The following is a 22,123-nucleotide window of genomic DNA, read 5'->3' as shown; positions in this document are numbered from 1 at the left end:
GCCCGGATTCCGCGGATTCATGCGGATCGCCAGGTAAACGGAAGGTGAACTGGTCAGGGCCCCGCCCACGGCCATGCCCAGGGCCCTGACCAGTTCACCTTCCGTTTACCTGGCGATCCGCATGAATCCGCGGAATCCGGGCCGAGGCCGTCCGCCGACGGCCCCCACAGGGTTGCGTTCACCGAGAATTCATCTAGAGTGGTTAACAAGTTGTTCACCTTCCGTTCACTTACGGAGGGCGGACGCCACCGACCGCACCGCGGACGTCCCCGTCCGCACGCATCGAAGGGGCCCCGCCCCGAAAGGACACGGTGATCGCCATGACCGCGACCCTGACCACCCAGCACCACATGCCCGTCCACCCCGACACCACCATGCAGCAGCGCGTCCTCGAGCGCATCGCCGGCACCCTGATCCGTCGATTCGACGGCTCCGTGCCCGCCGCCGACGTGCGCACCACCGTCGCCGAGGTCACCGCCGAGCTCGAGGCCGAGGCCCGCCTCACCACCTACCTGCCGGCCCTCACCGAGCGGGAGGCCCTGAACCGCCTCGAGGCCATGGCCGCGGCTCCGGCCCACATGACCATCACGCACGCGCGCCACGCCGCGTGAGCGCCCCGCGCGCCACACGCACTCCTCCGCCCGACGGCGGCCGGTTCAGCCAGACTGACCGGCCGCCGTCGACGCATGTCCGGGTCGTTGCGCCCGCCGCACCGACCCCGCTCAGGCGACGCCGAGGGCCCGGCGCATGGGCAGGAGCTTGACCCCCACCTCGACGACCTCCTCCTCGGCCGCGGCCCCGGGGACGATCCCGCCGCCCGCCTGCAGCCGGACGCCGCCGGGCACCTGCTGGCCGCACCGCAGGGCCAGGGCGATCTCGCCGTCGCCGTCCTGGTCCAGCCAGCCCACCGGCCCCGCGTAGCGGCCCCGGTCCACCGGCTCCACCGCGCGGATCACCTCCAGGGCCTCCGCGGTGGGGGTGCCGCCGACGGCCGCCGTGGGGTGCAGCGCCGCCACCACGTCCAGGACGGCCCCCTCTCCCGGGCGCAGTCGCCCGCGCACGTCCGTGGCCAGGTGGTGCACGTTGGGCAGGGTCAGCACGAACGGCGCCGGATGCGCGTCCTCCAGCTCCACGACGGGCGCCAGCGCGTCGAGCACGGACCGTGCCGCCCAGTGGTGCTCGCGGAGCAGACGCGGGTCGGCGGCCAGCCGGGCGCGCAGCCGGGCGTCGTCGCCCTCGTCCACGCCGCGGGGGAGGGAGCCGGCCAGCACGCGTGAGGCGACCACCCCGTCCCGCCGGGTGGCGAGCATCTCCGGGGTGGCGCCCACGAGCCCGCCGACCGCGAAGGTCCACGTCTGCGGATACTCCGCGCGCAGGGCGTCGACGGCGGCCCACAGCCTGTCCTCGCCCGCCGGCACGGTCTCCGTGCGGCTCACCACCACCTTGCTCAGGGCGCCCGCCGAGGCCTCCATCCGCGCGACGACCTCCTCGACGCCGGCCGCGTACCCGGCGTCGTCCCAGGCCAGGGCGGGGTCGTCGGCGGGGAGGGGGACCTCGCCGGCCTCCGTCAGGCGCGCCCCCGGGCAGGCGGCCACCGCGGCCGCGAGCGCCTCCCGCGGCATGGCCACCGGCACCTCGACGACGCCGTCGGGGCCGGCCTGGAGCACGCGGGCGGGCACGCGCAGCACGGAGGGGACGGGCGAGGCGTCGTCGAACGCGGAGGACACCCAGGCCAGCGCGGGGGAGGCCGGCTCCGGGCGGGCGGCGACGGCGGCGCGCCAGAGCGCGGAGAGCCGCCGCAGGCGGTCGGGGCCGTCGAGCAGGACCGTGTGCCCGCCGACGCCGACCCGCACGGTGTCCTCACGCGCCCACACGACGGCGCGGGCGAACGCCGGCACGCGCCCGGCGGCCGACCCGGACGGGGAGAGGGCGCGGGCGGCGAGCGCCGCGACGGCGACGGACGGGACGGGGGGCATGCCCCCATTCTGGCTCACGTGCCCATGCCGTCGTGCCCGTGGCGTCGCGCGCAGGCGGACGCCGCGGCCGCTACCGTTGTCAGACCCGGCGCGGCCCCCGCGCCCCCGAGCCGAAGGAGCAGGCGTGGCCCCGCATCCCTCCGACCCCGCCGCGGACGTCCCCCTGGACCCCACGGGCGCGCTGCCCGTGGTGGCGCCGGCCCCCGAGGGGATGGCCGCCCACGTCCTGGACCGCGAGGCGGAGCATCTGCACGCCCGCTACCCGGAGGTCGGGGACGTGGCCATGGCCCGGGCCCTGCTGGAGGACTCCTACGCGCGCCTGGCCCGCACCACCCGCCACCCGGAGATGCTGCCCGTCACCGCGGCCAACTACGCCGCCGCCCGGCTGCGCGCCCGCGCCATCGCGCAGGGCTCCGTGGAGTCCCGGCACCCGCGCGTGCTCTTCGTCTGCCACGGCAACGCCGGTCGCTCCCAGATGGCCGCCGCGCTGCTCGAGAACCGCTCGGGCGGCACGGTGGCCTCCCGCTCGGCGGGCACCTCCCCGGCGGGGAGCGTGCTGCCGATGGCGCTGGACGTGATGAACGAGATCGGTCTGCCCCTGCACCACGCGTTCCCCAAGGGCGTGGACCGGGACATCCTGCAGGCGGCCCAGCTGGTGGTGCTGTTCGACGGCGCCGAGGAGGACCTCCTGGACGTCCCCGCGGGCGTGGAGGTCCAGCACTGGTCCGTGCCCTCGATCCGCGGCCTGGCCCTGGAGCAGGTCCGCGGGGTCCGCGACGCCCTGGACCTGCAGGTCCGCGGCCTGATCGCCGAGCTGACCGCCCTCGAGGGTGAGGAGCAGGGCGGGGCGGCGGACCCGGCCGCCTGAGCCCGCTCCCCTGGGGGAGCCTCTCCCCCGTGGGGGGAGCTCTCCTTGCGGGATACCCCCTAGGGGTATATCTTCGAGGCATGGAGCACGATCGGCACGCCGGGCACGGCTACTCCCCCCAGCGCGAGGCGTACCTCAAGCGCCTCAAGCGCATCGAGGGCCAGGTCCGCGGCATCCACCGCATGGTGGAGGAGGACGTCTACTGCATCGACGTCCTCACCCAGGTGGCCGCCGCCACCAAGGCTTTGCAGGCCGTGAGCCTGGGCCTGGTGGAGGACCACCTGCGGCACTGCGTGGCGGACGCCGCCGTGCAGGCCGACCAGGAGGGCAGCCAGGAGATCGTCGACGCCAAGGTGGCGGAGGCCACCGCGGCGATCGCCCGCCTGCTGCGCTGACCGGCGCTGTCGCCCACCCGCCACCGCACGAGGAGCATGAGATGACCACCACCGACCTGAAGATCACCGGCATGACCTGCGGCCACTGCGTCGCCTCCGTCCAGGAGGAGCTCGGTGAGATCGCCGGCGTCTCCGCCGTGGACGTCGACCTGAACACCGGGGGCGTGTCCACCGCCACCGTCACCTCCGAGGGCCCCCTCGACCCCGCCGCCGCGCGCGCCGCCGTCGAGGAGGCCGGCTACACGCTGGTGGAGGGCTGACCCCATGAACCACCCCGCCTCCTCCGCACCGGCCGGCCCGCAGCCCGAGACAACCCGCCGCGTCGACCTGGACGTCACCGGCATGACCTGCGCCTCGTGCGTGGGCCGCGTCGAGCGCAAGCTGGGCAAGCTCGACGGCGTCACGGCGTCCGTGAACCTGCCGCTCGAACAGGCCACCGTCACGGCGCCCGCCGGCGTGTCGGACGAGGAGCTCGTGGCCGCCGTCGAGAAGGCCGGGTACGGCGCCACGGTGCGCCGTCCCGCCCCGCCGGCCGGGCAGGCCGGGCACGCCGGGCACGCGCACACCTCCGAGCACGGCGAGGGCCACGGCGAGGAGCACGCCGCGGACCATGACGGCGTGGACCACCACGACCACATGGCCCACGGTCCGAGTGAGGACGTGCTGAAGCCGCGCCTGATCGGCGCGGCGGTGCTGACGGTGCCGCTCGTGCTGATCTCCATGGTCCCGGCGCTGCAGTTCCCGCACTGGGGCTGGGTCGCGTTCGCCCTGGCGGCGCCGGTGGCGCTGTGGGCGGCGTGGCCGTTCCACTCGGCGGCGTTCCGCGCGGCCCGGCACGGCTCGTCCACGATGGACACCCTCGTGTCCCTGGGCGTGCTCGTCTCCTTCGTGTATTCGGCCGTGGAGCTGATCCTGGCGCCGGACATGACCGCCCACGTGGGCGGGACCATGGCGGAGATGGCCCACCACAGCCTGTACTTCGAGGCGGCCGCGGTCATCACCACGTTCCTGCTGCTGGGCCGCTGGCTCGAGGCCCGCGCCAAGCGTGAGGCCGGCGCCGCGCTGCGCGCCCTCCTGGACCTGGGCGCGGCCCAGGCCACCCTCTACGACCCCAAGACCCACGACGAGCGCACGGTGCCCGCCGAGTCCCTCGCGCCGGGCGACGTCGTGCTGATCCGCCCCGGCGAGAAGGTGCCCACGGACGCCGAGGTGCTCGAGGGCACCTCGGCCGTGGACGCCTCCCTGCTCACGGGCGAGTCCGTGCCCGTGGAGGTCGGCCCCGGGGACGCCCTCACCGGGGCCACCCTGAACACCTCCGGCCGGCTGGTCGCCCGCGCCACCCGGGTGGGCGCGGACACCACGCTCGCCCAGATGGGCCGCCTCGTGGCGGACGCGCAGACCGGCAAGGCGCGCGTCGCCCGCCTGGCGGACCGGATCTCCGCGGTGTTCGTGCCGGTGGTCCTGGGGCTGGCCGTGCTGACGTTCCTCGGCTGGCTGCTGCTCTCCGGGGACATGGCGGCGGCGCTGCGCGCCGGCGTGGCCGTGCTGGTCATCGCGTGCCCGTGCGCCCTCGGCCTGGCGACGCCGGTCGGCCTGCTGGCCGGCACCGGCCGCGCCTCGCAGCTGGGCATCCTCATCCGCGGCCCCGAGGTGCTCGAGGACTCGCGCACCGTGGACACGATCGTGCTGGACAAGACCGGCACCGTGACCGAAGGCCGCATGGCGCTGGCGGACGTCCTCGTCCTCGACCCCGCTTTCGTGGCCGAAACGGACGCTCCCCGGAGCGCTTTCGTGGCCGAAACGGGCGCCTCCGGGAGCGCTTTCGTTGCCGACACGGCGCCGGACCGGGCCGCCGACGTCCTGCTGACCCTGGCGGCCGCCGTCGAGCGCGGGTCCGAGCACCCGATCGCCCGCGCGATCGTGACCGGCGCCGAGGAGCGCGGCCTGACCGTGCCCGACGTGGCGGACTTCGCCTCCACGGCCGGCGGCGGCGTGTCCGGGCTGGTCGCCCTCCCCCACGACGACGGCGCCCTCGCCTCCGGCGCGCACGGCGCCGCCGACCCGGCCCCGGTCCGCGTGGCCGTCGGCCGCGGCTCCGTCCTCGAGACCGCCCTCGACGGCGGCATCCCCGCCGAGCACCGGGCCGCGTTCGAGGCCGCGGAGCAGGCTGGCGCCACGGCCGTGTGGGTCGCGGTCGGCGGCCGCGTGGCGGGCGTCCTGTCCGTCCGGGACACCGTGAAGGACACCTCCGCCGACGCGATCGCCCGGCTCAAGGAGCTCGGCCTGCGCCCGCTGCTGGTGACCGGCGACAACGCCGCCGTCGCCACCGACGTGGCGGACGCCGTCGGGATCCCGGCCGCGGACGTGGTGGCCGGCGTGCGCCCCGAGGACAAGGTGGACGTGGTGACGCGCCTGCAGTCCGAGGGCGCCGTGGTGGCCATGGTGGGCGACGGCGTCAACGACGCCCCGGCGCTCGCCGCGGCGGACATGGGCATCGCCATGGGCTCGGGGACGGACGTGGCCCGCGAGGCCGCGCAGATCACCGTGATGGGCGATGACCTGCACCAGGTGGTCCAGGCGCTCGACCTGAGCCGCCGCACCCTGGGGATCATCCGGATGAACCTGTTCTGGGCGTTCCTCTACAACGTGCTCGGCATCCCGGTCGCGGCCCTGGGCCTGCTCAACCCGATGATCGCCGGCGGCGCGATGGCGGCCTCGAGCGTGCTCGTGGTGCTGAACTCGCTGCGGCTCACCCGCTACGCGCGCTGAGCCGGGGCGGGGCTGAGCGCCGGCCGGGTCCACCCCGGCCCGGCCGGCCGGTCAGGGCAGGCATTCGCGGGAGTACTCGAGCCACTGCTCGAGCTCGCCGGACTCCTCCCAGAGCTGGTAGAGCTCGGAGCAGGAGGGCTCGCGGATGACCACGCCGATCAGCTCGCGCAGGGTCTCGATGTCCTCGTCCGAGAACTGGTCGATGAAGGCGGTCAGGTCCACCTCGTCCGTCTCCGCGTGCTCGAGCAGGGCCTCGAGGTCGGCGTGGTCCTCGTTCCGGGCGATCCGCACGAGCGCCCCGAGGGCGAGGAGTGCCGCGCCCTGACTCGCGGTCAGGTAGCCCTCGTCCTCGTCGCGACGGAAGTTCCTGCGGAACTCGTCCAGGTCGAAGGTGCCGTCGAGGACCTCGTCCACGATGTCCAACGCCGTGTCGTTCTGGAAGACGTTTCTGCCCCATGCGCCCATGACCTGACCCTAGGCCCGGGGCGGGCCCCCGGCAAGAGTCCTGTGGTGTCCCCGCCGAGGGGTGCCGTCGCCTCCGCTTCCGGTGTCCGCGGCAGTTCTTAGACTGGGCGGCATGAGCACCGAGCCGACCTCCTCTCCCGCCACCCCCGAGACCGAGCCCGCCGCGCCGTCGTCGTCCGGGCTGCCGCAGTCCGCCCCGCAGGCGGCGTGGCCCGAGCGCGTGGAGACCGGCGAGCACCAGGTGTCCTACCGGGTCACCGTGGCCGCGCCGGCGCACGAGCTGTGGGCGATGCTCGCGGACCCGCACCGCCATCACGAGGCGGACGGGTCCGGGACCGTGCGCCCGAAGGTGAGCGGGCCGCACCGGCTGGCCGTGGGCGACCGGTTCCGCATGGCCATGCGGAAGTACGGGGTGCCGTACACGATGCCGCTGACCGCCACCGCCGTGGACGAGGACGAGCTCGTGGAGTGGACCCACCCGGGCGGGCACCGGTGGCGCTGGGCGTTCCGGGACAACGGGGACGGCACCACCGAGGTCACCGAGACCTTCGACTACTCGTGGGCCCGGCCGGCCGTGCGCCGCGCGTACGAGCTGCTGCGGGTGCCGGCGGACAACGAGCGGGGCATCCAGTCGAGCCTCACGCGGCTGGCCGGCCGTCACCTCTGAACCGACCGCGTCTCCGCACTTTCGTTCGAGAAACGGCGGCGTGTCGAGCACTTTCGTTCGGGAAACGGTCAGCCCTCGCGCCGTTTCCCGAACGAAAGCGCGCTGGGGACCGCCGTTTCCCGAACGAAAGCGGGGGGTGCGGGGGTCAGACGGTGGACCAGTGGGTCGCGGCCGGCAGCTGCACCAGGTGCGGGGTGACGAGCGCCCGCCACGCGAGGAACGAGTCGGACTCGCGGAAGCCCACGGTGTGGTCCTCGAGCGTGCGCCAGCCGATCAGCAGCCGGTAGTGCGCCGGGTCCTCCACCTGCCGGGACAGTGCGAAGGACGTCGCGCCCCCGTCCCGGAACAGCGGCTCGGCCTCGGCGACGGCGGCCTCGAACGCCGCCTCCGCTCCCGCGGCCACGTGCAGCTCCACCGACTCGACGACCGGCCCGGCCGTCGTCGCGTCCTGCCCGGCGCTCATGCGTGCACCCGCGGGCTCGTGGAGTGGCCGGTGAACCAGGCGACGAGCTGGCCGTCCGCCTCGATGCCGACCTCGATCATGCGGTCGCGGCCGAACTCCACCGACTGGCGGGCGGTCGCCACGAGGTGCGCGCCGAGCTTGGCGGGCGCCACGTAGGTGATCTCGGCGCGCCGGGTGACGGGGGCGGCGCCGAAGGTCGCCACGCAGTACGCCAGCGCCGAATCCGCGAGGTGGAACAGGAAGCCGCCGTGGCAGATCTCGTGGGAGTTCACCATGTCCGCGGTGACGTCGCGGTGCAGCACCACGCGGCCCTCGGCCACCTCGCCGAGGGTGACGTCGTGCTCGCGCACCGCGGGGTCGTTCGCGTAGATCTCCTCGAGGCGGGCGAGGATCTCGTCCCGGCTCTGGCCGGACGAGCTCTGGGGGGTGTCAGTCATGGGCCCATTGTGTCGCAGGTCGCGCCGCCCCGTGCCTAGGGTGGCGGCGTGACGCAGACCACCTCCACCCTCGTGCGCCTCCGCGCCCGCGACGGCTTCGTGCTCGCGGCCCGCCACTTCGCCCCCACGACGACGCCCCCGGCCCGGCCCGCCGGCGCGGTGGTGATCGCCCCGGCGACCGGGGTGAAGGCCACGTACTACCGGCGCTACGCCGAGTTCCTCGCCGGCCACGGGTTCCACGCGGTCACGTTCGACTACCGGGGCGTCGGGGAGTCCCGCGCGCCGTTCGCCGTGGCCCGGCGGGCGCGGTGGGCGGACTGGGGCGCCCTCGACGCGGACGCTGTGCTCGGCTGGGCCCGGACGCACCTGCCCGGCCCCCTCCTGACGGTGGGTCACAGCTACGGCGGGTTCGGCATCGGGCTCGCGGACGAGGCGCGGCATGTGGCCCGGCACGTGGCCGTGGGCGGGCAGCACGCCTACTGGCGGGACTACCGGGCGCGGCCGGGGAGGGCGCGGATGTGGGCGCGCTGGCACGCGGCGATGCCGATGGTCACGCTGGCCCGCGGTCACTTCCCGGGGCGGCGGCTCGGCTGGCTCGAGGACCTGCCGCGCGGGGTCGCCCTGGACTGGGCGCGCAGCCGCCGCGACTTCACCGCGAGCGCCCGCACCGTCGCCGGCCGGGACGAGCTGCGCCGTCGTCTGGCCGCGTTCACGGCGGACGCGCTGATCGTGGCGCCCGTCGACGACGACTTCGGCACCGATGCCGCCCTCGACCGCGCGGACGCCTACTCGCCGGGTCGGCGGACGGTGCGCTGGCGGGTGCGGCCGGAGGAGCTCGGTGTCGCGGAGATCGGGCACTTCGGACTGTTCCACGCGCGGTTCGCGTCGACCTTCTGGCCGGCCACGGTGGAGTGGCTGCGCGACGGCGTCGCCCCGGCCGGGGCCCGCTGAGGCTCGCGCACCGGAATCGCCGCGGCCCGCCCCGTCCCCGCGACGACGACGGCGGCCGCCCCGACCCGGATCTCCGGGCGGGACGACCGCCGTCGCACTGGTGCGCGTGATGTATCGATACTACCCCGCGCCCAGCGGATGCCCAGGCGACACGTCAGTCCTGCATCGCGTAGTCGATGACGACGCGGCCCTCGATCTTGCCGTGGCGCATCTCGTCGAACACGTCGTTGATCTCGGTGAGCGGACGGGTGTGGAACGTCGGGTGGATCTTCCCGGCCGCATAGAACTCGAGCGCCTCGACCATGTCCTGACGGGTGCCCACGATCGAGCCGCGGATGGTCAGGCCCTTGAGGACGATGTCGAAGATCGGCGCGGGGAAGTCGCCCGGGGGCAGGCCGTTGAACACGATGGTGCCGCCGCGGCGGGTCATCGCGATGGCCTGGCCGAACGCCTGCGGGTGCACGGCCGTGACGAGCACGCCGTGGGCGCCGCCGATCTTCTCCTGGATCTCCACGGAGGGGTCCGCGACGTTCGCGTTCACGGTCAGCTCCGCGCCGTGCCGGGAGGCGAGCGCCAGCTTGTCGTCCGCGACGTCCACGGCCACCACGCGCATGCCCATCGCCACGGCGTACTGCACCGCGATGTGCCCCAGGCCGCCGATGCCGGAGATCACGACCCACTGCCCGGGCCGCACCTCGGTCTGCTTCAGCCCCTTGTACACCGTGACGCCGGCGCACAGGATCGGGCCGACCTCCATCGGGTCCGCGCCCTCGGGGATCACGGGCGCGTAGCGGGCGTCCACGAGCATGTACTCGCCGAAGGACCCGTTCATGGAGTAGCCGCCATTGATCTGCTCCTCGCACAGGGTCTCCCACCCGGTGCGGCAGTACTGGCAGTGGCCGCACGCGCCCCACAGCCACGCGTTGCCGACCATGTCCCCGACCTTGAGGTTCTCGACGTCGGGTCCGACCTCCTCGACGACGCCCACGCCCTCGTGGCCCGGGATGAACGGCGGGGTCGGCTTCACCGGCCAGTCGCCCTCCATCGCGTGCAGGTCCGTGTGACAGACGCCCGAGGAGATGAGCTTCACGAGCGCTTGGTGCTGGCCGGGCGTCGGGCGCTCGACCTCCGTGACGTCGGCCTCTTTGCCGAACTGGGTGACGACGGCTGCCTTCATCGTGGTCATGGGGGATCACCTTTCGTGGAGTGGGGAGGGGGGTCGTGCGGTGCCGGCGTCGGCTCAGAAGAACCCGAGCTTGTCCTCGGAGTAGGAGACGAGCAGGTTCTTGGTCTGCTGGTAGTGGTCGAGCATCATCAGGTGGTTCTCTCGGCCGATGCCGGAGGACTTGTACCCGCCGAACGCGGCGTGGGCCGGGTAGGCGTGGTAGTTGTTCACCCACACGCGGCCGGCCTGGATCGCCCGGCCCGCGCGGTAGGCGGTGTTGCCGTTCCGGGACCACACGCCGGCGCCGAGCCCGTAGAGCGTGTCGTTGGCGATCCGCATGGCGTCGTCGAAGTCGGTGAACGTGGTGGTCGAGACCACCGGCCCGAAGATCTCCTCCTGGAAGATGCGCATCGAGTTGTCCCCGCGGAAGATCGTGGGCTGCACGTAGTAGCCGCCGGCCAGCTCGCCCTCCATCTCGGCGCGGGCGCCGCCGATCAGCACCTCGGCGCCCTCCTGACGGCCGATGTCCAGGTAGGACGTGATCTTCTCGAGCTGGTCGTTGGAGGCCTGGGCGCCCATCATCACGTCCGTGTCGAGGGGGTTGCCGGTGACGATGCGCGAGGTCCGCTCCACGACGGCGTCGAGGAACTTCTCCGCGATCGACTCCTGCACGAGCGCACGCGACGGGCACGTGCAGATCTCGCCCTGGTTCAGCGCGAACAGGGTGAAGCCCTCCTGCGCCTTGTCCCAGTAGGCGTCGTCGTTCGCCATGACGTCCTCGAAGAAGACGTTGGGCGACTTGCCGCCCAGCTCCAGGGTCACCGGGATGATGTTCTCCGAGGCGTACTGCATGATCAGCCGGCCCGTCGTCGTCTCGCCCGTGAACGCGATCTTGCGGATGCGCGGCGACTGCGCGAGCGGCTTGCCGGCCTCGAGGCCGAAGCCGTTGACCACGTTGACGACGCCGGCCGGCAGCAGGTCCGCGATCAGCTCGATGAACACCATGATCGAGGCCGGGGTCTGCTCGGCGGGCTTGATCACGACGGCGTTGCCCGCGGCCAGCGCGGGCGCCAGCTTCCACACCCCCATCAGCAGCGGGAAGTTCCACGGGATGATCTGGCCGACCACGCCGAGCGGCTCGTGGAAGTGGTACGCGACGGTGTCCTCGTCCACCTGGGACAGGCCGCCCTCCTGCGCGCGGATCGCGCCGGCGAAGTACCGGAAGTGGTCGATGGCCAGCGGGAGGTCCGCGTTGAGGGTCTCCCGGATGGCCTTGCCGTTGTCCCAGGTCTCCGCGACCGCCAGCATCTCGAGGTTCTCCTCCATGCGGTCCGCGATGCGGTGCAGCACGAGCGCCCGCTCGGCCGCCGAGGTGGCGCCCCAGGCCGGGGCGGCCTTCCAGGCGGCGTCGAGGGCGACGTCGATGTCCTCGGCCGTGCCGCGGGCGACCTCGCAGAACACCTTGCCCGTCACGGGCGTGACGTTCTCGAAGTACTGGCCCTTGACCGGGGGCGTCCACTCTCCGCCGATGAAGTGCTCGTAGCGGGGCTTGAACTCGACCTTGGCTCCCTCAGTCCCGGGGAATGCGTAGACGGTCATGGTGCTGGCTCCTTTGCCTGCGGTTGCCTCGGCGCCGGGCGGCGCCCTGCCGTGGATGTGACGCTAGTCACAAGGAGGTTGCACGAAGGTTGCAGCCGAGTGCCGGTGAGGGGCGGGCCGGGTCAGGTCAGGTCCCGCTCGATCCGCTCGAGGGTGGCCACGGCGAGCGCGCGCCGCGGCGAGTCCGCCGGCAGCAGACGCAGGGCGGCGCCCCAGAGCTCGACGTCGTCGCGGGCCTCGGGGCGGCCCAGGTAGGCCCAGAGCTGTTCGACATCCGCGTCCTGGGCGACGGCCTCGCGCAGCGCCTCCCCCAGCTCCGCGCGGATCGAGGCGACGCCGGGGGACGCCGACCGCGGCAGCACCGGCCCGGCCGCCGCGTGCAGCGCACGGTCCAGATCCCCGGCGCGCAGCGCCTCCCGCGCGCACAGCAGGTCCGCGTGCACCGCCCCCACGAGCCGGTACGGCCGGGACAGCAGCTCCACCCGCGCCCCCACGTCCCGCAGCGCCCGGCGGAGCCGATGCACCTCGGCGCGCAGCGAGATGGCGCGGGCGGGGGCGTCGCCCGGCGCGGACCGGGGCCCGACCGTCTCCTCCGGATACAGCGCGACCTCGAGCTCGGCGCCGGTCAGGCCCGGGCCGTGCCACGCGAGGAGGGTGAGGATCTCGGCGTGCCGGCCGGTGAGCTCGACCCCGTCCAGGGTGGGCGGCAGGTGGCCGGTCACGCGCAGCAGGCCCGCGGCGGCGTCGTGACGGTGCGGCGCAGCGGCGGGGCTCGGCCCCGGCGAGACGGACGGCGGGGCCGAGGGGCCCGGCGTCGGGACGGTGCCGCGGGAACGGCCCCGGGACGGGGCGGGCAGGTCCCGCCAGGCGGCGTGCACAGCGTCCACGGTGGTCTGGAGCAGCGGCAGGGCGAGGTGGCTGACGGCGTCCTCGCCGCCCGTGAGGTCCAGGACCCCGACGAGCCGCCCGGTGGCCGGGTCCGTGAGCGGGACGGCCGAACAGCTCCACGGGTGCACGCGCGGGCTCAGGTGCTCGCCGCGGCTGACCTGCGTGGGGGCGCCGGTCGCGAGGACGATGCCGGGGGCGGAGGTGCCCATCGACGCCTCGGACCAGTCGGCGCCGGCCACGAAGCCCAAGGCCTCGGCGTGGCGCACCGCGGTCCGGTCGCCCTCGACCCACAGCAGGTGGCCGCGCGCGTTGCCGATCGCGGCGAGCATCCCGGCCTCGGCCGCGGGCTGGATGAGCATGCGGCGGACCACCGGCAGGGCCACCGCGAGGCGCTGCTCGCGGCGGGCGGCGGCGAGGTCGTCGTCGGAGAGGGTGGCCGGGTCGGTCTGGCCGGGCACCGCGGGCGCGGTCGCGGACGCCCCCGCGTCGAGGGCCGACCCCGCGGGGGTGAGGACGCCGAGGGAGCGCAGCCAGGACTCGCGGACCTCCCGGCGCAGCCCCTGGAGGGCGGCGCGCAGGCCCTGGTCCGCGCCGGTCGGAGCGGTGGGCGACGACGGTGCGAGCGACAGGCGGACCGCGGCAAGGGACTCGTGGGCCCGGTCCACGGCACGCCGGTAGGCGCCGGTGGCGAGGGTCGAGCTCATCCCGAGCCGGCCATCAACCGCGAGCGGATCAGGAACCGCTTGCCCTCGGGCGCCTCGACGGAGAAGCCGGAGCCGCGCCCGTCCACCACGTCCAGGGTGAGGTGGGTGTGCTTCCAGTACTCGAACTGGGCGGCGGACATCCAGAACGGGATCTCCACGGCGGCCTGGTCCCCCTCGGCCGGCACCACGAAGGTGCCCAGCCGGACGTCGGCGGCGCCGGTCGTGAAGTCGCCGGCGGGATAGCACATGGGCGCGGAGCCGTCGCAGCAGCCGCCGGACTGGTGGAACATGAGCGGGCCATGGATCGGGAGGAGTCGGCGGATCAGCGCGAGCGCCGCGGGCGTCATGGCGACGCGGGACACGGTCTCGCCCGGCAGCTCGGGGCGAGCCTCGAGCGCGGGCGCGTGCTCCGCCGACGAGGACGACACGGTCATCGCGACCTCCTGGGGATGGGCGATCGTCGGTCCCCACACCCTAGCCTCGAACGTGATCCACGTCACCCCAGCTGGCGTCGGGGGAGGCCTGGCGGGCGCACCGTGAGCTGTGCCGTGGGCTGGGTCGCGCGCTGGGCTACGTACGTCGCCGCGAGCCAGACGTTTCGGCTGCAATCAGGGACTGGTCACGACCGAAATGTCTGGCTCACGGCGCGGGGGTGGGGAGGGGAGGAGGGCTGGGGCGGCGGGCGGCTCACGCGGCCACGCCCGGCGTCCACCCTCGTACACTCGGCGCATGCTCCCGGACCCCAGCCCCACCGTCACCGTGGACGGCCTCCTGTTGCGCCCACTGCGCGCCGCGGACGAGATCGCGGCGCGCGAAGCGGACGCCGAGCTGCATCGGGAGGGGTTCGACTTCCTGATGGCCGGCACCCGCTCCTTCCCCGCGATCCGCCGCGCGTTCGCCGCCGAGGCGCGCGGCGACGTCGAACCCGGCCGGGTGCCCGCGTCCTTCTACGTGGGCGTGGACGAGAACGGCGAGCTGGTGGGCCGGGTGTCCGTGCGGTGGGAGCTGAACGAGGCGCTGCGGCACGTCAACGGGCACGTGGGCTACGCGGTGCGCCCCGCGTTCCGGCGGCGGGGGCACGCCGTCCGCCTGCTGCGCGGCGCGCTGACGCTGCTGGCCGCGCACGGGGTGTCCACCGCCCTGCTCACGTGCGACGAGACGAACACGGCCTCCGTGGCCACGATCCGTGCGTGCGGGGGCGTGCTGCGGGACCGGGTCGAGGCGGGCCTCGACGGTGCGCCCTTCCCGGTGCCCAAGCTGCGCTTCGACGTCCCCACGACGGCGGCCTGACCGGAGGGGCGGCGCGGACCGCGCCGCGCCGCCGGCCTCAGTAGGCCTTGACGCGCTGCTCCACGATCAGGTGGATGAGCGCGAACCGGCCCTCCTCCTGGACGGCCTTGAGCGCCGCGTCCACGGCCGCCGGCACGTCCGCGTCCTGCTCCACGCGCACCCCGAAGCCGCCGAACGCCTCGGCCATGGCGGCGAAGTCGGGGTTCTTCAGCTGGGTGCCGGAGACGCGCTCGGGGTACTCGCGCTCCTGATGGGTGCGGATGGTGCCGTACTCCTGGTTGTCCATGACGATCACGAGGGGCGTGGCGCCGTACTGCGCGGCGGTCGCCAGCTCCTGGCCGTTCATGAGGAACTCGCCGTCGCCGGCGATGGTCACCACGGTGCGGTCCGGGAAGTTCAGCGACGCGGCCACGGCGCCCGGCACCGAGTAGCCCATGGAGCCGTTGCGGGCCGAGATCATGGCGCGGTAGCCCTCGGTGGGGAAGTAGCGGTGGGCCCAGTTGGTGTGCTCGCCGGCGCCGAGGGAGATCATCGAGTCCTTCGGCAGCTTCGGCATGAGGGTGGCCATGAGGGTGGCCATCTTCGCCTGGCCGTCACCCGGTTCGGCGGCGGGCAGCGCCGCGAACTCCTCCTGCTGGCCGCGCAGGCGGGAGGTCCACGCCTCCCACTCCGGCTTCACGGCGAGGTCCATGCGGACCAGGTCGCGCACGAACACGTCCGGCTTCGCCACGATCTGGTGGGAGACGGGGCCGGAGCGGCCGCGCAGGGACGGGTCGATGGTGACCAGGAAGTTCTTCTTGTCCCAGTTCTGGCGGATGGTGAAGCCGTCGGTGACGACGTCGCCCGGCACGGTCCCGACGAACACGATCAGGTCCGTCTCCTCCAGCAGGTGCTGCGTGAAGTCGGGGCGGCCGTAGCCGATGGGCCCCACGTAGGACGGGGAGGAGAACGGCACGGTGCCCTCGCAGCGCCACTCGGCCGCGGCGGGGATCTTGTGGTCCTCGAGCCAGGAGGTCAGCGCCTCGGCGCCGGCGTCGGTCCAGTCGTTGCCGCCGGTGATGAACAGGGGCTTCTGGGACTCCTTGAGCGCGGCGTGCAGGGACTTCCAGTCCTCCACGGTCATGCCGCCGGGGGCCACGGGGATCTGTGGGTGCAGGTGCGCGTCCACCTCCACGCGGATGATGTCCTCCGGCAGGCCGACGACGACGGGGCCCGGGCGGCCGGACGCGGCGGCGAACATGGCCTCGGCCACGATCTCGGAGGCGCGCTCCGGGTGGTCCAGGACCATCACGCGCTTGGCGCCGGAGTCGAACCACGCGTGCGGGTCGAACTCCTGGAAGGCCTCGCGGTCGCGGTGCTCGAACGGGATCAGGCCAACGAACAGGACCATCGCGGTGGAGTCCTGCCACGCGGTGTGCAGGCCCACGTGGGCGTTCGCGGCGCCGGGGCCGCGGGTCACCATCGCGATGCCGGGGACCTCGTTCATCTTGCCGTCGGCCTCGGCCATGTAGGTGGCGCCGCCCTCGTGGCGGCAGACGACGTTCTCGATCTGCGCGGAGTCGTGCAGCCCGTCCAGGACGTCCAGGTAGGACTCACCGGGCACCGAGTACACGCGCCGCACACCGTGGGACTCGAGCGTCTTGACGATGAGGTGGCCTGCCGAGAGGCGGCCCGGCGCCTCGGAGTTCTGCGACATGGGGGACTCCTGGTTGTGGGTGTGGGAGCGCACCGGCGCCCCTTCTGGCTGCATCCCGCCGACAACGGGGTGGTCGCCCGGGATTCCCGGTCAGGCTAGCCGACGTGAGCGACGCCACAGCAGACTGTCTCAGTCAGTGACTGCGGTTCGGTCGGAGCATGCCTCACTCCATGCGCTCGCGCACCGAGAGGTTCCGCAGGGCCAGCCACAGGGCACCGACGAAGGCGAGGACCGTGCCGCCGGCCATGATGCCCACCAGCGTCCAGGGGACGTGGAGGTCCAGGGGAACCCCTTGCAGCGCCGTCACCGTCAGCACGCCCAGCGCGCTGCCGACGGCGGACAGCACCGCCGCACCACACGTGACGGCGGGCGGGATCGGCATCGTGTCCGGCGGCTTCGGCAGGTCCATCCAGTCCGGATTGAAGTGGAGCTCCTGGGGCAGCCGCGCGGCCACCGCCTGCTGCTCAGGAGTCAGGCGTGGGAACACATGCGCGACCTCACGCGACACCGGGGCCGGCAGCCTCGCCGCGGTCGAGGCGAGGATCACGGCGCCGCCCTGTGCCAGCGAACCCTGCGCTCCCTCGACGACGATGACCGGGAATGTGGCCAGCCTCGCAGAGACCCTCGTCGGATCCGCCGCGTTCGGGTCCACCACGGAGAGCTCGCCCTCGGGCGCTTGAAGCGCGCGGAGTGCACCCCCCTGCCGCAGCCCCTCCTCGGCCTGGGGGTCGAGCTTCTGCAACCCCGGGACGTCGGCCGCTTGGCTCGGTGTCTCCACGACGACGACGGGCCCGTCCTGGGCGGAGGTCGGTGCCTCCACCTGGCGGTAGCCGAAGTCTTCCGGAGCGTCGATCTCTCGCCGGGCCTCCTGGACGAGCCTGGTGGACACGCCGGCGTCGTCGATGTTGAGCATGGCCAGCTGGGCCTGGTCTGCGGGCACCGCAGACACGAGGGATGCAGTGAATGTCTGCACACCGCTGGTCACCAGTGTGACAGTTCCCGTGGTGAGGACGGCCTGCAGCCCGAACAGCAGCAGGGCCAGCCAGGTGCCTCCCGCCGAGGTGATCAACCGCGACCGCAGCAGGCCCGTGGGAGTGGCCCCGACCCCGTGGCGGGACCTGGTCGGGAGCCTCCAGCCCGGCGACGACGTTCAGCAGGGACGTCTTGCCGGAGCCGGAGGCCCCCATGACCGCCACGAGCTCACCGTGCCGGAAGGGGACCGTGACCCCCTCCAACGCCGTCACCACCTCGGGGCCGCTGATGAAGCGCAGGCTGACACCACGGGCGTCGATGGCAGGGGTGGGCACGGCGGTCCTTCTGTCAGAGTTCGAGGCGGGGATGGGCTCGACGCCGGATCAGCAGCCGCCGGTGGTGCGCCAGGACGAGGCCTGGTCGTTGAACCAGCCGCCGACGTCGTAGTTGTCGGTGTACGAGTTCATGGCGTAGCACGAGCCGCCGTCATAGGCGTCTTTGACGAGGCGCACCTTGCCGGACGGACACTCGGAGAGCGCAGCGGATGCAGGTGCGGCACCCGCGCCGAGGGCACCGGCGATGAGGTCACCGGCGAAGATCCTCTTCGACATGGACATGGCTCTCCCCCGGGAGAAGGGCGCCGATCGGCGCGAGGGTGGGTGATGACCCGATCGGAGGTGTCCGCTCGCGGCCACCATGATCGTGCGGGGGCGTGCCACGTGAACGGGTACGCATGAAGTCAGTACTCTTGTCCATCTGACCTCATACCCAGGTCTGAGGCAGGGCCGCCCCGTACCCTGGGGCCATGCTCTCCCCCCACACCCTCGCCCGCCTGGCCTCGATCTCCGCGTTCCTCAACACCGCGCCGGGTGTGCGCGGCGGCCAGGAGGCGGAGGAGCGGCTCACCGCCGGCACGCAGCTGCCGGCGCTGGTCCCCGAGTTGCAGGAGGGCGAGTCCCGGCTGCGCGTGGCCGCCGCGGCCCGCACCCGCGCCCACGAGCTGCGCGCCCGCCTGACCGAGCTGTGGGCCGCCGCGGACGCCGAGGACGTGCCCGCCGCCGTCGCCGCGGTGAACGAGCTGCTCGCGGAGACCGGCCCCCTGCGCCTCGAGGTGTCCGACGGATCCGCCGACCTCGCCCCCGCCCAGGTGCCCGCCGACGCCGTGGAGCGCCTCACCGCCATGGCGGCCCTGGCCCTGACCGAGGCCGCCCTCGAGGGCGAGCTCACCCGCCTGCGGGTCTGCGCCGGCGAGGACTGCGAGAACACGCTCGTCGACGCCAGCCGCAACCGCTCCAAGCGCTTCTGCGACGCCGCCAACTGCGCCAACCGCATCCACGTGCGCAGCTACCGCGCCCGCCTCGCCGAGGCGGAGGACACCCAGGCCGACGTCGAGGCCGCCGTCGCCGCACCCCTGCCGGAGGTCGCCCCGGAGGCAGATCCCCAGGACGCGACGGACCTCGAGGCGGTCGAGGCCGCGGAGGGTGTCGAGTCCGCAGTGCAGGAGCCTGTGAAGAAGGACTCCACGAAGGACAAGAAGTCCAAGTCCGAGAAGAAGGCCAGGAGGGCCACGAAGAAGAAGGCGGAGAAGGAGTCGGAGGATGCCGCCGAGGAGAAGAAGTCCAAGAAGTCCAAGAAGGACAAGAAGAAGGGCGAGCAGGACTGAGCCGGGCGCGGGCGTCTGCGGCTCCGGGCCCGCTGACACCCGCCCCCGCCGACACCTAGCCCGGCCACACGAGCCCCGCCGTCGGCCCCCTCCGGTCCGCCGGCGCCAAGCAGAAGCCCGGCTGGACCTGGCCGAGGCGAACATCGGGATCCTGCGCACCCTGCCGCCCACCCTGCAGCAGGTCGCCCCCGAGGCGCTGCTCGTGCCGGTGACCAACCCCGTGGACGTGCTCACGCTCGTCGCCCGGCGCATCACCGGGCTTTCTGCGGGGAGCTCCGCCCGGATCGGCTCCGTGCCCCTGCTGTCCCGGCCGGAGGCGGCCCAACCCGTGTTCACCCGGGAGCAGCTCGACGCGATCGCCCACCAGGTCATGCACGCCGCCTACGAGGTGATCCAGGGCAAGGGCTCCACGAACTACGCCGTGGGCGTGGCCACGACGCGCCTGCTCGAGGTCGTGCTGCGGGACCAGCACGCCATCCTGCCCGTCTCCACGGTGATGCAGGGGACGCGAGGGCTCGAGGACGTTGCGCTCTCGATGCCCTCCGTGGTGGGACCGACCGGAGTGCAGCGGGTGGTGCCCCCCGGGGCTGGACTCCTCGGAGATCGCCCGCCTGCAGGCCTCCGCCCGCGCGCTGCGCCAGGTGGCCGCGAAGTTCGGGTGCTGACGGCCCGGGGCCGGGGCGCCCCGTCGACCGGCGGCGCGGACGGGTCAGCGGCCGGCGTCGCCCTGGGCGGCGCGGCGCTCGGCGGCGGCCTTGGCCCGGCGCTCGGCGGCCCGGCGCTGGAAGGTCTCCTCGGAGGAGCGGTTCACGCCGGAGCCCCGGGAGAGGTGGTCCGGGTTCTCGCGGGAGGCCAGCTGCAGCATGGCCACCACCACCAGCGAGGTCATGAAGAACACGCCGAACGCGATCAGGCCGATGTCGATGCGCAGGGGGTTGGCGGTGCCGCCGGAGGCGGTCAGCGCGGCCACGACGCCGCCGACGAGGCCGAGCACCGCGGAGAACACCAGCGGGCCCTTCACGGTGGTGCGCAGGCCGCCGCGAGCCGGTCGGCCGGCACCGGGACGGGTGCGGTCGTCGGACGGACGGGGGGACTGAGCACTCACGGCGGGGCTCCTACGGATGGACGGCGGGGGACGCAGGCGGTGGTCGGACCGCCGGTCGGGCGGACCCAGTCTACGCCGCGCGACGCTCAGAGGCCCTTGGCGGTGCCCCGGTCGCGGCGGACCTCGTGGTGGAAGCCGAGGCCGGAGATCAGCATGAGGACGCCCACGATGATCGCCCCGCCGCCGGCGATGCCCAGCAGCGCGTGCGGGCCGAAGCCCTGCACCGCGCCGACCAGGACGCCGAGACCGGAGAGCGCGCCGACCAGGCCGGTCCACAGCTGGTCTCGGGCGGGGATGAACTCGCGGCGGAACCGCGCCCACGCCGTGAGCTCGGCGGCGCCGCCGGCCAGCAGGGCCAGGCCCACCACGATCCCCACGGCAGCCGGGGACCCCATGATCACCAGCACCACCGTGCCGAGCATCCACGCGGCGGCGGCCAGGGACAGCGGGGAGCGCATGCCCACGGGGACCGGATCGCGGCGCAGGTACTCCCAGAGGGCGGACCCGGAGAACACGAGGTACAGCGCGAAGGCCACCTTCATCCAGGTCAGCCCCGGGTTCTGCACGAACACGGTGGTCAGGCCGAAGATCAGCGCGACGCCGGCGCGGATGAGGACGGGCTTGAACACCTCGGACGAGATCTCGAGGGGGGTCTGCGGGGAAGTCACCGCCCCAGTCTACGGAGCGGCCCCGGCGGGGCTCAGCCCAGGCGCATCCAGGCGTCCCGGCGGGCGCGCAGGCCGAGGGTCGCCGCGCGCATCCCCAGGTACACCCCGGCGAACCCGAGCCACAGCAGCGCGACCTGCGCCCCGGCGTCGGCCCCACCTGCCGCGAGCCGTGCCAGCCCCCACAGCACCGGCGCGTAGACGGCCAGGTTCACGACGCCGGCCAGCGCCAGGTACCGCGCATCGCCGGCGCCGATCAGCACCCCGTCCAGCACGAACACGTACCCGGCCACCGGCTGGCTGAGCGCGAGGACCAGCAGCCCTGCGGTCGCGGCGGCGTGCACGCCAGGGTCCGGGGTGAACAGCGGGGGCAGCGCCCACGCGGCGGTGGCCAGGCCCGCCCCTGTGACGACACCGAAGCCCAGCCCCCAGCGCACCATGAGGTCCGTCAGGCGCCGGGCCGTGCGCGGGCGGGACGCGCCGAGCTCCGCGCCGATGAGCGCCTGCGCGGCGATGGCGAGGGCGTCGAGGGCGAACGCGAGCGTGGAGTACAGCGTGAACACCAGCTGGTGCGCGGCCAGGGTGACGTCCCCCAGGCCGGTCGCCGCGGCCACGGTGATGAGGATGGCCGCCCGCAGGCTCGCGGTGCGCAGCATCAGCCAGGAGCCGACCTGCGCGGTGGCCCGCAGCCCGTCCGCCCGAGGTCCCGGCCGGGTGCCGGCCGCCCGGAACCGTGGCGCCAGCACCGCCAGGTACACGGCGAGCATGGCCCACTGCACGGCCGCGGTGCCGATCGCTGAGCCCGCCACCCCCAGCCCGGCCCCGTAGACGAGCGCCCAGTTCAGCCCGATGTTCACCGCGAACCCGCCACCGGCCACCACCAGCGGCGTCACCGTGTCCTGCAGGCCGCGCAGCACGCCGGTGGCGGCGAGCACGGCCAGCAGCGCGGGCAGCCCCGGCATGGACCAGCGCAGGTACTCCGTGGCGTGGGAATGAACCTCCCCCGCGGCGCCGAGCGCACCGGTCAGCCACGGGGCGGCCAGCCAACCGGCCGCGCCCAGCACGAAGCCCAGCATCAGCCCCAGCCACATGCCGTCCCGGCCGCGGTCCAGGGCGCCGGCCGGGTTCCCGGCGCCCACCATGCGCGCCACCGCGGGCGTGGTGGCGTAGGCCAGGAACACCAGCAGCCCGGTCACGGTGTGCAGCACCGTGGTCCCCACGCCGACGCCGGCCAGCTGGGCCGTGCCGAGGTGCCCGACGATCGCCGTGTCCGCCAGCAGGAACAGCGGCTCGGCGATCAGCGCCCCGAACGCGGGCACCGCCAGGCCGAGGACCTGCCGGGCCAGGGCGCGGCGGTCCTCCGGGGCCGGGGCGGCGTCGTCGTG

At 74.0% G+C, this 22,123-nt stretch carries 23 protein-coding genes and 2 pseudogenes; 10 read left to right on the top strand and 15 right to left on the bottom strand.

Annotated elements, in window-relative coordinates; genetic code table 11:
• Positions 1-320 precede the first annotated feature (320 nt).
• Positions 321-611: a three-helix bundle dimerization domain-containing protein gene (locus MHY29_RS05450; RefSeq protein WP_224356167.1), complete on the top strand. Its 291-nt coding sequence runs from the start codon at positions 321-323 to the stop codon at positions 609-611.
• Between the two features lie 111 nt (positions 612-722).
• On the opposite strand, the gene MHY29_RS05445 is transcribed toward MHY29_RS05450, so the two are convergent.
• A complete protein-coding gene (locus MHY29_RS05445; RefSeq protein WP_224356166.1) occupies positions 723-1,976 on the bottom strand; it encodes an isochorismate synthase MenF in 1,254 nt (417 codons plus the stop codon).
• A 124-nt stretch (positions 1,977-2,100) separates the two neighbouring features.
• On the opposite strand from MHY29_RS05445, the gene MHY29_RS05440 reads away from it, so the two are divergent.
• From MHY29_RS05440 to MHY29_RS05425, 4 genes are all read left to right on the top strand, one after another.
• Positions 2,101-2,844, top strand: coding sequence for a protein-tyrosine-phosphatase (locus MHY29_RS05440; protein ID WP_239238691.1), 744 nt, complete (start codon positions 2,101-2,103; stop codon positions 2,842-2,844).
• Positions 2,845-2,924: 80 nt separating this feature from the next.
• Positions 2,925-3,239, top strand: coding sequence for a metal-sensitive transcriptional regulator (locus MHY29_RS05435; protein WP_239238689.1), 315 nt, complete (start codon positions 2,925-2,927; stop codon positions 3,237-3,239).
• A gap of 41 nt (positions 3,240-3,280) precedes the next feature.
• Positions 3,281-3,499, top strand: a complete 219-nt coding sequence (locus tag MHY29_RS05430) for a heavy-metal-associated domain-containing protein (protein WP_239238687.1) — start codon at positions 3,281-3,283, stop codon at positions 3,497-3,499.
• 4 nt (positions 3,500-3,503) lie between these two features.
• Positions 3,504-6,008, top strand: coding sequence for a cation-translocating P-type ATPase (locus MHY29_RS05425; protein ID WP_239238685.1), 2,505 nt, complete (start codon positions 3,504-3,506; stop codon positions 6,006-6,008).
• A gap of 51 nt (positions 6,009-6,059) precedes the next feature.
• On the opposite strand, the gene MHY29_RS05420 is transcribed toward MHY29_RS05425, so the two are convergent.
• Positions 6,060-6,473, bottom strand: coding sequence for a DUF4259 domain-containing protein (locus tag MHY29_RS05420; protein WP_113914230.1), 414 nt, complete (start codon positions 6,471-6,473; stop codon positions 6,060-6,062).
• Positions 6,474-6,585: 112 nt separating this feature from the next.
• On the opposite strand from MHY29_RS05420, the gene MHY29_RS05415 reads away from it, so the two are divergent.
• Positions 6,586-7,140, top strand: coding sequence for an SRPBCC family protein (locus tag MHY29_RS05415; protein WP_239238683.1), 555 nt, complete (start codon positions 6,586-6,588; stop codon positions 7,138-7,140).
• A gap of 145 nt (positions 7,141-7,285) precedes the next feature.
• Here MHY29_RS05415 and MHY29_RS05410 read toward each other — a convergent pair whose 3' ends face one another.
• Both MHY29_RS05410 and MHY29_RS05405 read right to left on the bottom strand, forming a co-directional pair.
• Positions 7,286-7,603 (bottom strand): antibiotic biosynthesis monooxygenase, encoded by a 318-nt coding sequence (locus MHY29_RS05410; RefSeq protein ID WP_239238681.1) that lies wholly within the window; start codon positions 7,601-7,603, stop codon positions 7,286-7,288.
• Positions 7,600-8,040, bottom strand: coding sequence for a hotdog fold thioesterase (locus MHY29_RS05405; RefSeq protein WP_239238678.1), 441 nt, complete (start codon positions 8,038-8,040; stop codon positions 7,600-7,602). Before MHY29_RS05405 ends, MHY29_RS05410 begins: the two co-directional genes overlap by 4 nt.
• 48 nt (positions 8,041-8,088) lie before the next feature.
• Between MHY29_RS05405 and MHY29_RS05400 the strand changes: the two genes are divergently transcribed.
• Entirely contained in the window at positions 8,089-8,991 is a 903-nt protein-coding gene (locus tag MHY29_RS05400; protein WP_239238675.1) for an alpha/beta fold hydrolase, read from the top strand.
• 154 nt (positions 8,992-9,145) lie between these two features.
• Here MHY29_RS05400 and adhP read toward each other — a convergent pair whose 3' ends face one another.
• The 4 genes from adhP to MHY29_RS05380 form a co-directional block, all read right to left on the bottom strand.
• Positions 9,146-10,177, bottom strand: coding sequence for an alcohol dehydrogenase AdhP (gene adhP, locus MHY29_RS05395; protein WP_239238672.1), 1,032 nt, complete (start codon positions 10,175-10,177; stop codon positions 9,146-9,148).
• Positions 10,178-10,231: 54 nt separating this feature from the next.
• Entirely contained in the window at positions 10,232-11,755 is a 1,524-nt protein-coding gene (locus MHY29_RS05390; protein WP_224356156.1) for an aldehyde dehydrogenase family protein, read from the bottom strand.
• Between the two features lie 122 nt (positions 11,756-11,877).
• Entirely contained in the window at positions 11,878-13,347 is a 1,470-nt protein-coding gene (locus MHY29_RS05385) for a GAF domain-containing protein (RefSeq protein ID WP_224356155.1), read from the bottom strand.
• Positions 13,344-13,781 (bottom strand): DUF779 domain-containing protein, encoded by a 438-nt coding sequence (locus MHY29_RS05380; protein WP_224356154.1) that lies wholly within the window; start codon positions 13,779-13,781, stop codon positions 13,344-13,346. The genes MHY29_RS05385 and MHY29_RS05380 overlap by 4 nt, the downstream gene beginning before the upstream one ends.
• Before the next feature lie 295 nt (positions 13,782-14,076).
• On the opposite strand from MHY29_RS05380, the gene MHY29_RS05375 reads away from it, so the two are divergent.
• A complete protein-coding gene (locus MHY29_RS05375; RefSeq protein WP_224356153.1) occupies positions 14,077-14,637 on the top strand; it encodes a GNAT family N-acetyltransferase in 561 nt (186 codons plus the stop codon).
• A 37-nt stretch (positions 14,638-14,674) separates the two neighbouring features.
• Here the strand turns inward: MHY29_RS05375 and MHY29_RS05370 are convergent, their stop codons facing one another.
• The 4 genes and pseudogenes from MHY29_RS05370 to MHY29_RS05355 form a co-directional block, all read right to left on the bottom strand.
• Entirely contained in the window at positions 14,675-16,333 is a 1,659-nt protein-coding gene (locus MHY29_RS05370) for a thiamine pyrophosphate-dependent enzyme (protein ID WP_224356152.1), read from the bottom strand.
• A 163-nt stretch (positions 16,334-16,496) separates the two neighbouring features.
• Complete coding sequence (locus MHY29_RS05365; RefSeq protein WP_239238693.1) at positions 16,497-17,402, bottom strand: hypothetical protein; 906 nt, start codon at positions 17,400-17,402, stop codon at positions 16,497-16,499.
• 61 nt (positions 17,403-17,463) lie between these two features.
• A pseudogene (locus MHY29_RS12300) lies at positions 17,464-17,577 on the bottom strand (ATP-binding cassette domain-containing protein); the annotation flags it as partial.
• Between the two features lie 111 nt (positions 17,578-17,688).
• The gene (locus MHY29_RS05355; protein WP_239238669.1) at positions 17,689-17,916 is read right to left on the bottom strand and encodes a hypothetical protein; all 228 of its coding nucleotides are present in this window, start codon (positions 17,914-17,916) and stop codon (positions 17,689-17,691) included.
• Between the two features lie 194 nt (positions 17,917-18,110).
• Between MHY29_RS05355 and MHY29_RS05350 the strand changes: the two genes are divergently transcribed.
• Entirely contained in the window at positions 18,111-18,968 is an 858-nt protein-coding gene (locus MHY29_RS05350; RefSeq protein ID WP_239238666.1) for a CGNR zinc finger domain-containing protein, read from the top strand.
• Positions 18,904-19,488: pseudogene (locus tag MHY29_RS05345) on the top strand (hypothetical protein); the annotation flags it as partial. The gene MHY29_RS05350 and the pseudogene MHY29_RS05345, both read left to right, overlap by 65 nt.
• Before the next feature lie 189 nt (positions 19,489-19,677).
• Here MHY29_RS05345 and MHY29_RS05340 read toward each other — a convergent pair.
• From MHY29_RS05340 to MHY29_RS05330, 3 genes are all read right to left on the bottom strand, one after another.
• The gene (locus MHY29_RS05340) at positions 19,678-20,073 is read right to left on the bottom strand and encodes a hypothetical protein (protein WP_224356150.1); all 396 of its coding nucleotides are present in this window, start codon (positions 20,071-20,073) and stop codon (positions 19,678-19,680) included.
• Between the two features lie 86 nt (positions 20,074-20,159).
• Positions 20,160-20,741 carry a hypothetical protein gene (locus MHY29_RS05335; RefSeq protein WP_224356149.1) on the bottom strand — a complete coding sequence of 194 codons (582 nt, stop codon included), beginning with the start codon at positions 20,739-20,741 and terminating at the stop codon, positions 20,160-20,162.
• A gap of 32 nt (positions 20,742-20,773) precedes the next feature.
• Positions 20,774-22,123 (bottom strand): MATE family efflux transporter (locus MHY29_RS05330; RefSeq protein ID WP_239238663.1); only part of this gene is annotated, 1,350 nt, incomplete at its 5' end.

Origin of the sequence: Micrococcus sp. ACRRV (assembly GCF_022346985.1) — a bacterium.
GTDB classification, from domain to species: domain Bacteria; phylum Actinomycetota; class Actinomycetes; order Actinomycetales; family Micrococcaceae; genus Micrococcus; species Micrococcus porci.
The sequence above is the reverse complement of the archived record's forward strand: the minus strand, read 5'-3'. Positions and strand labels throughout refer to the sequence as shown.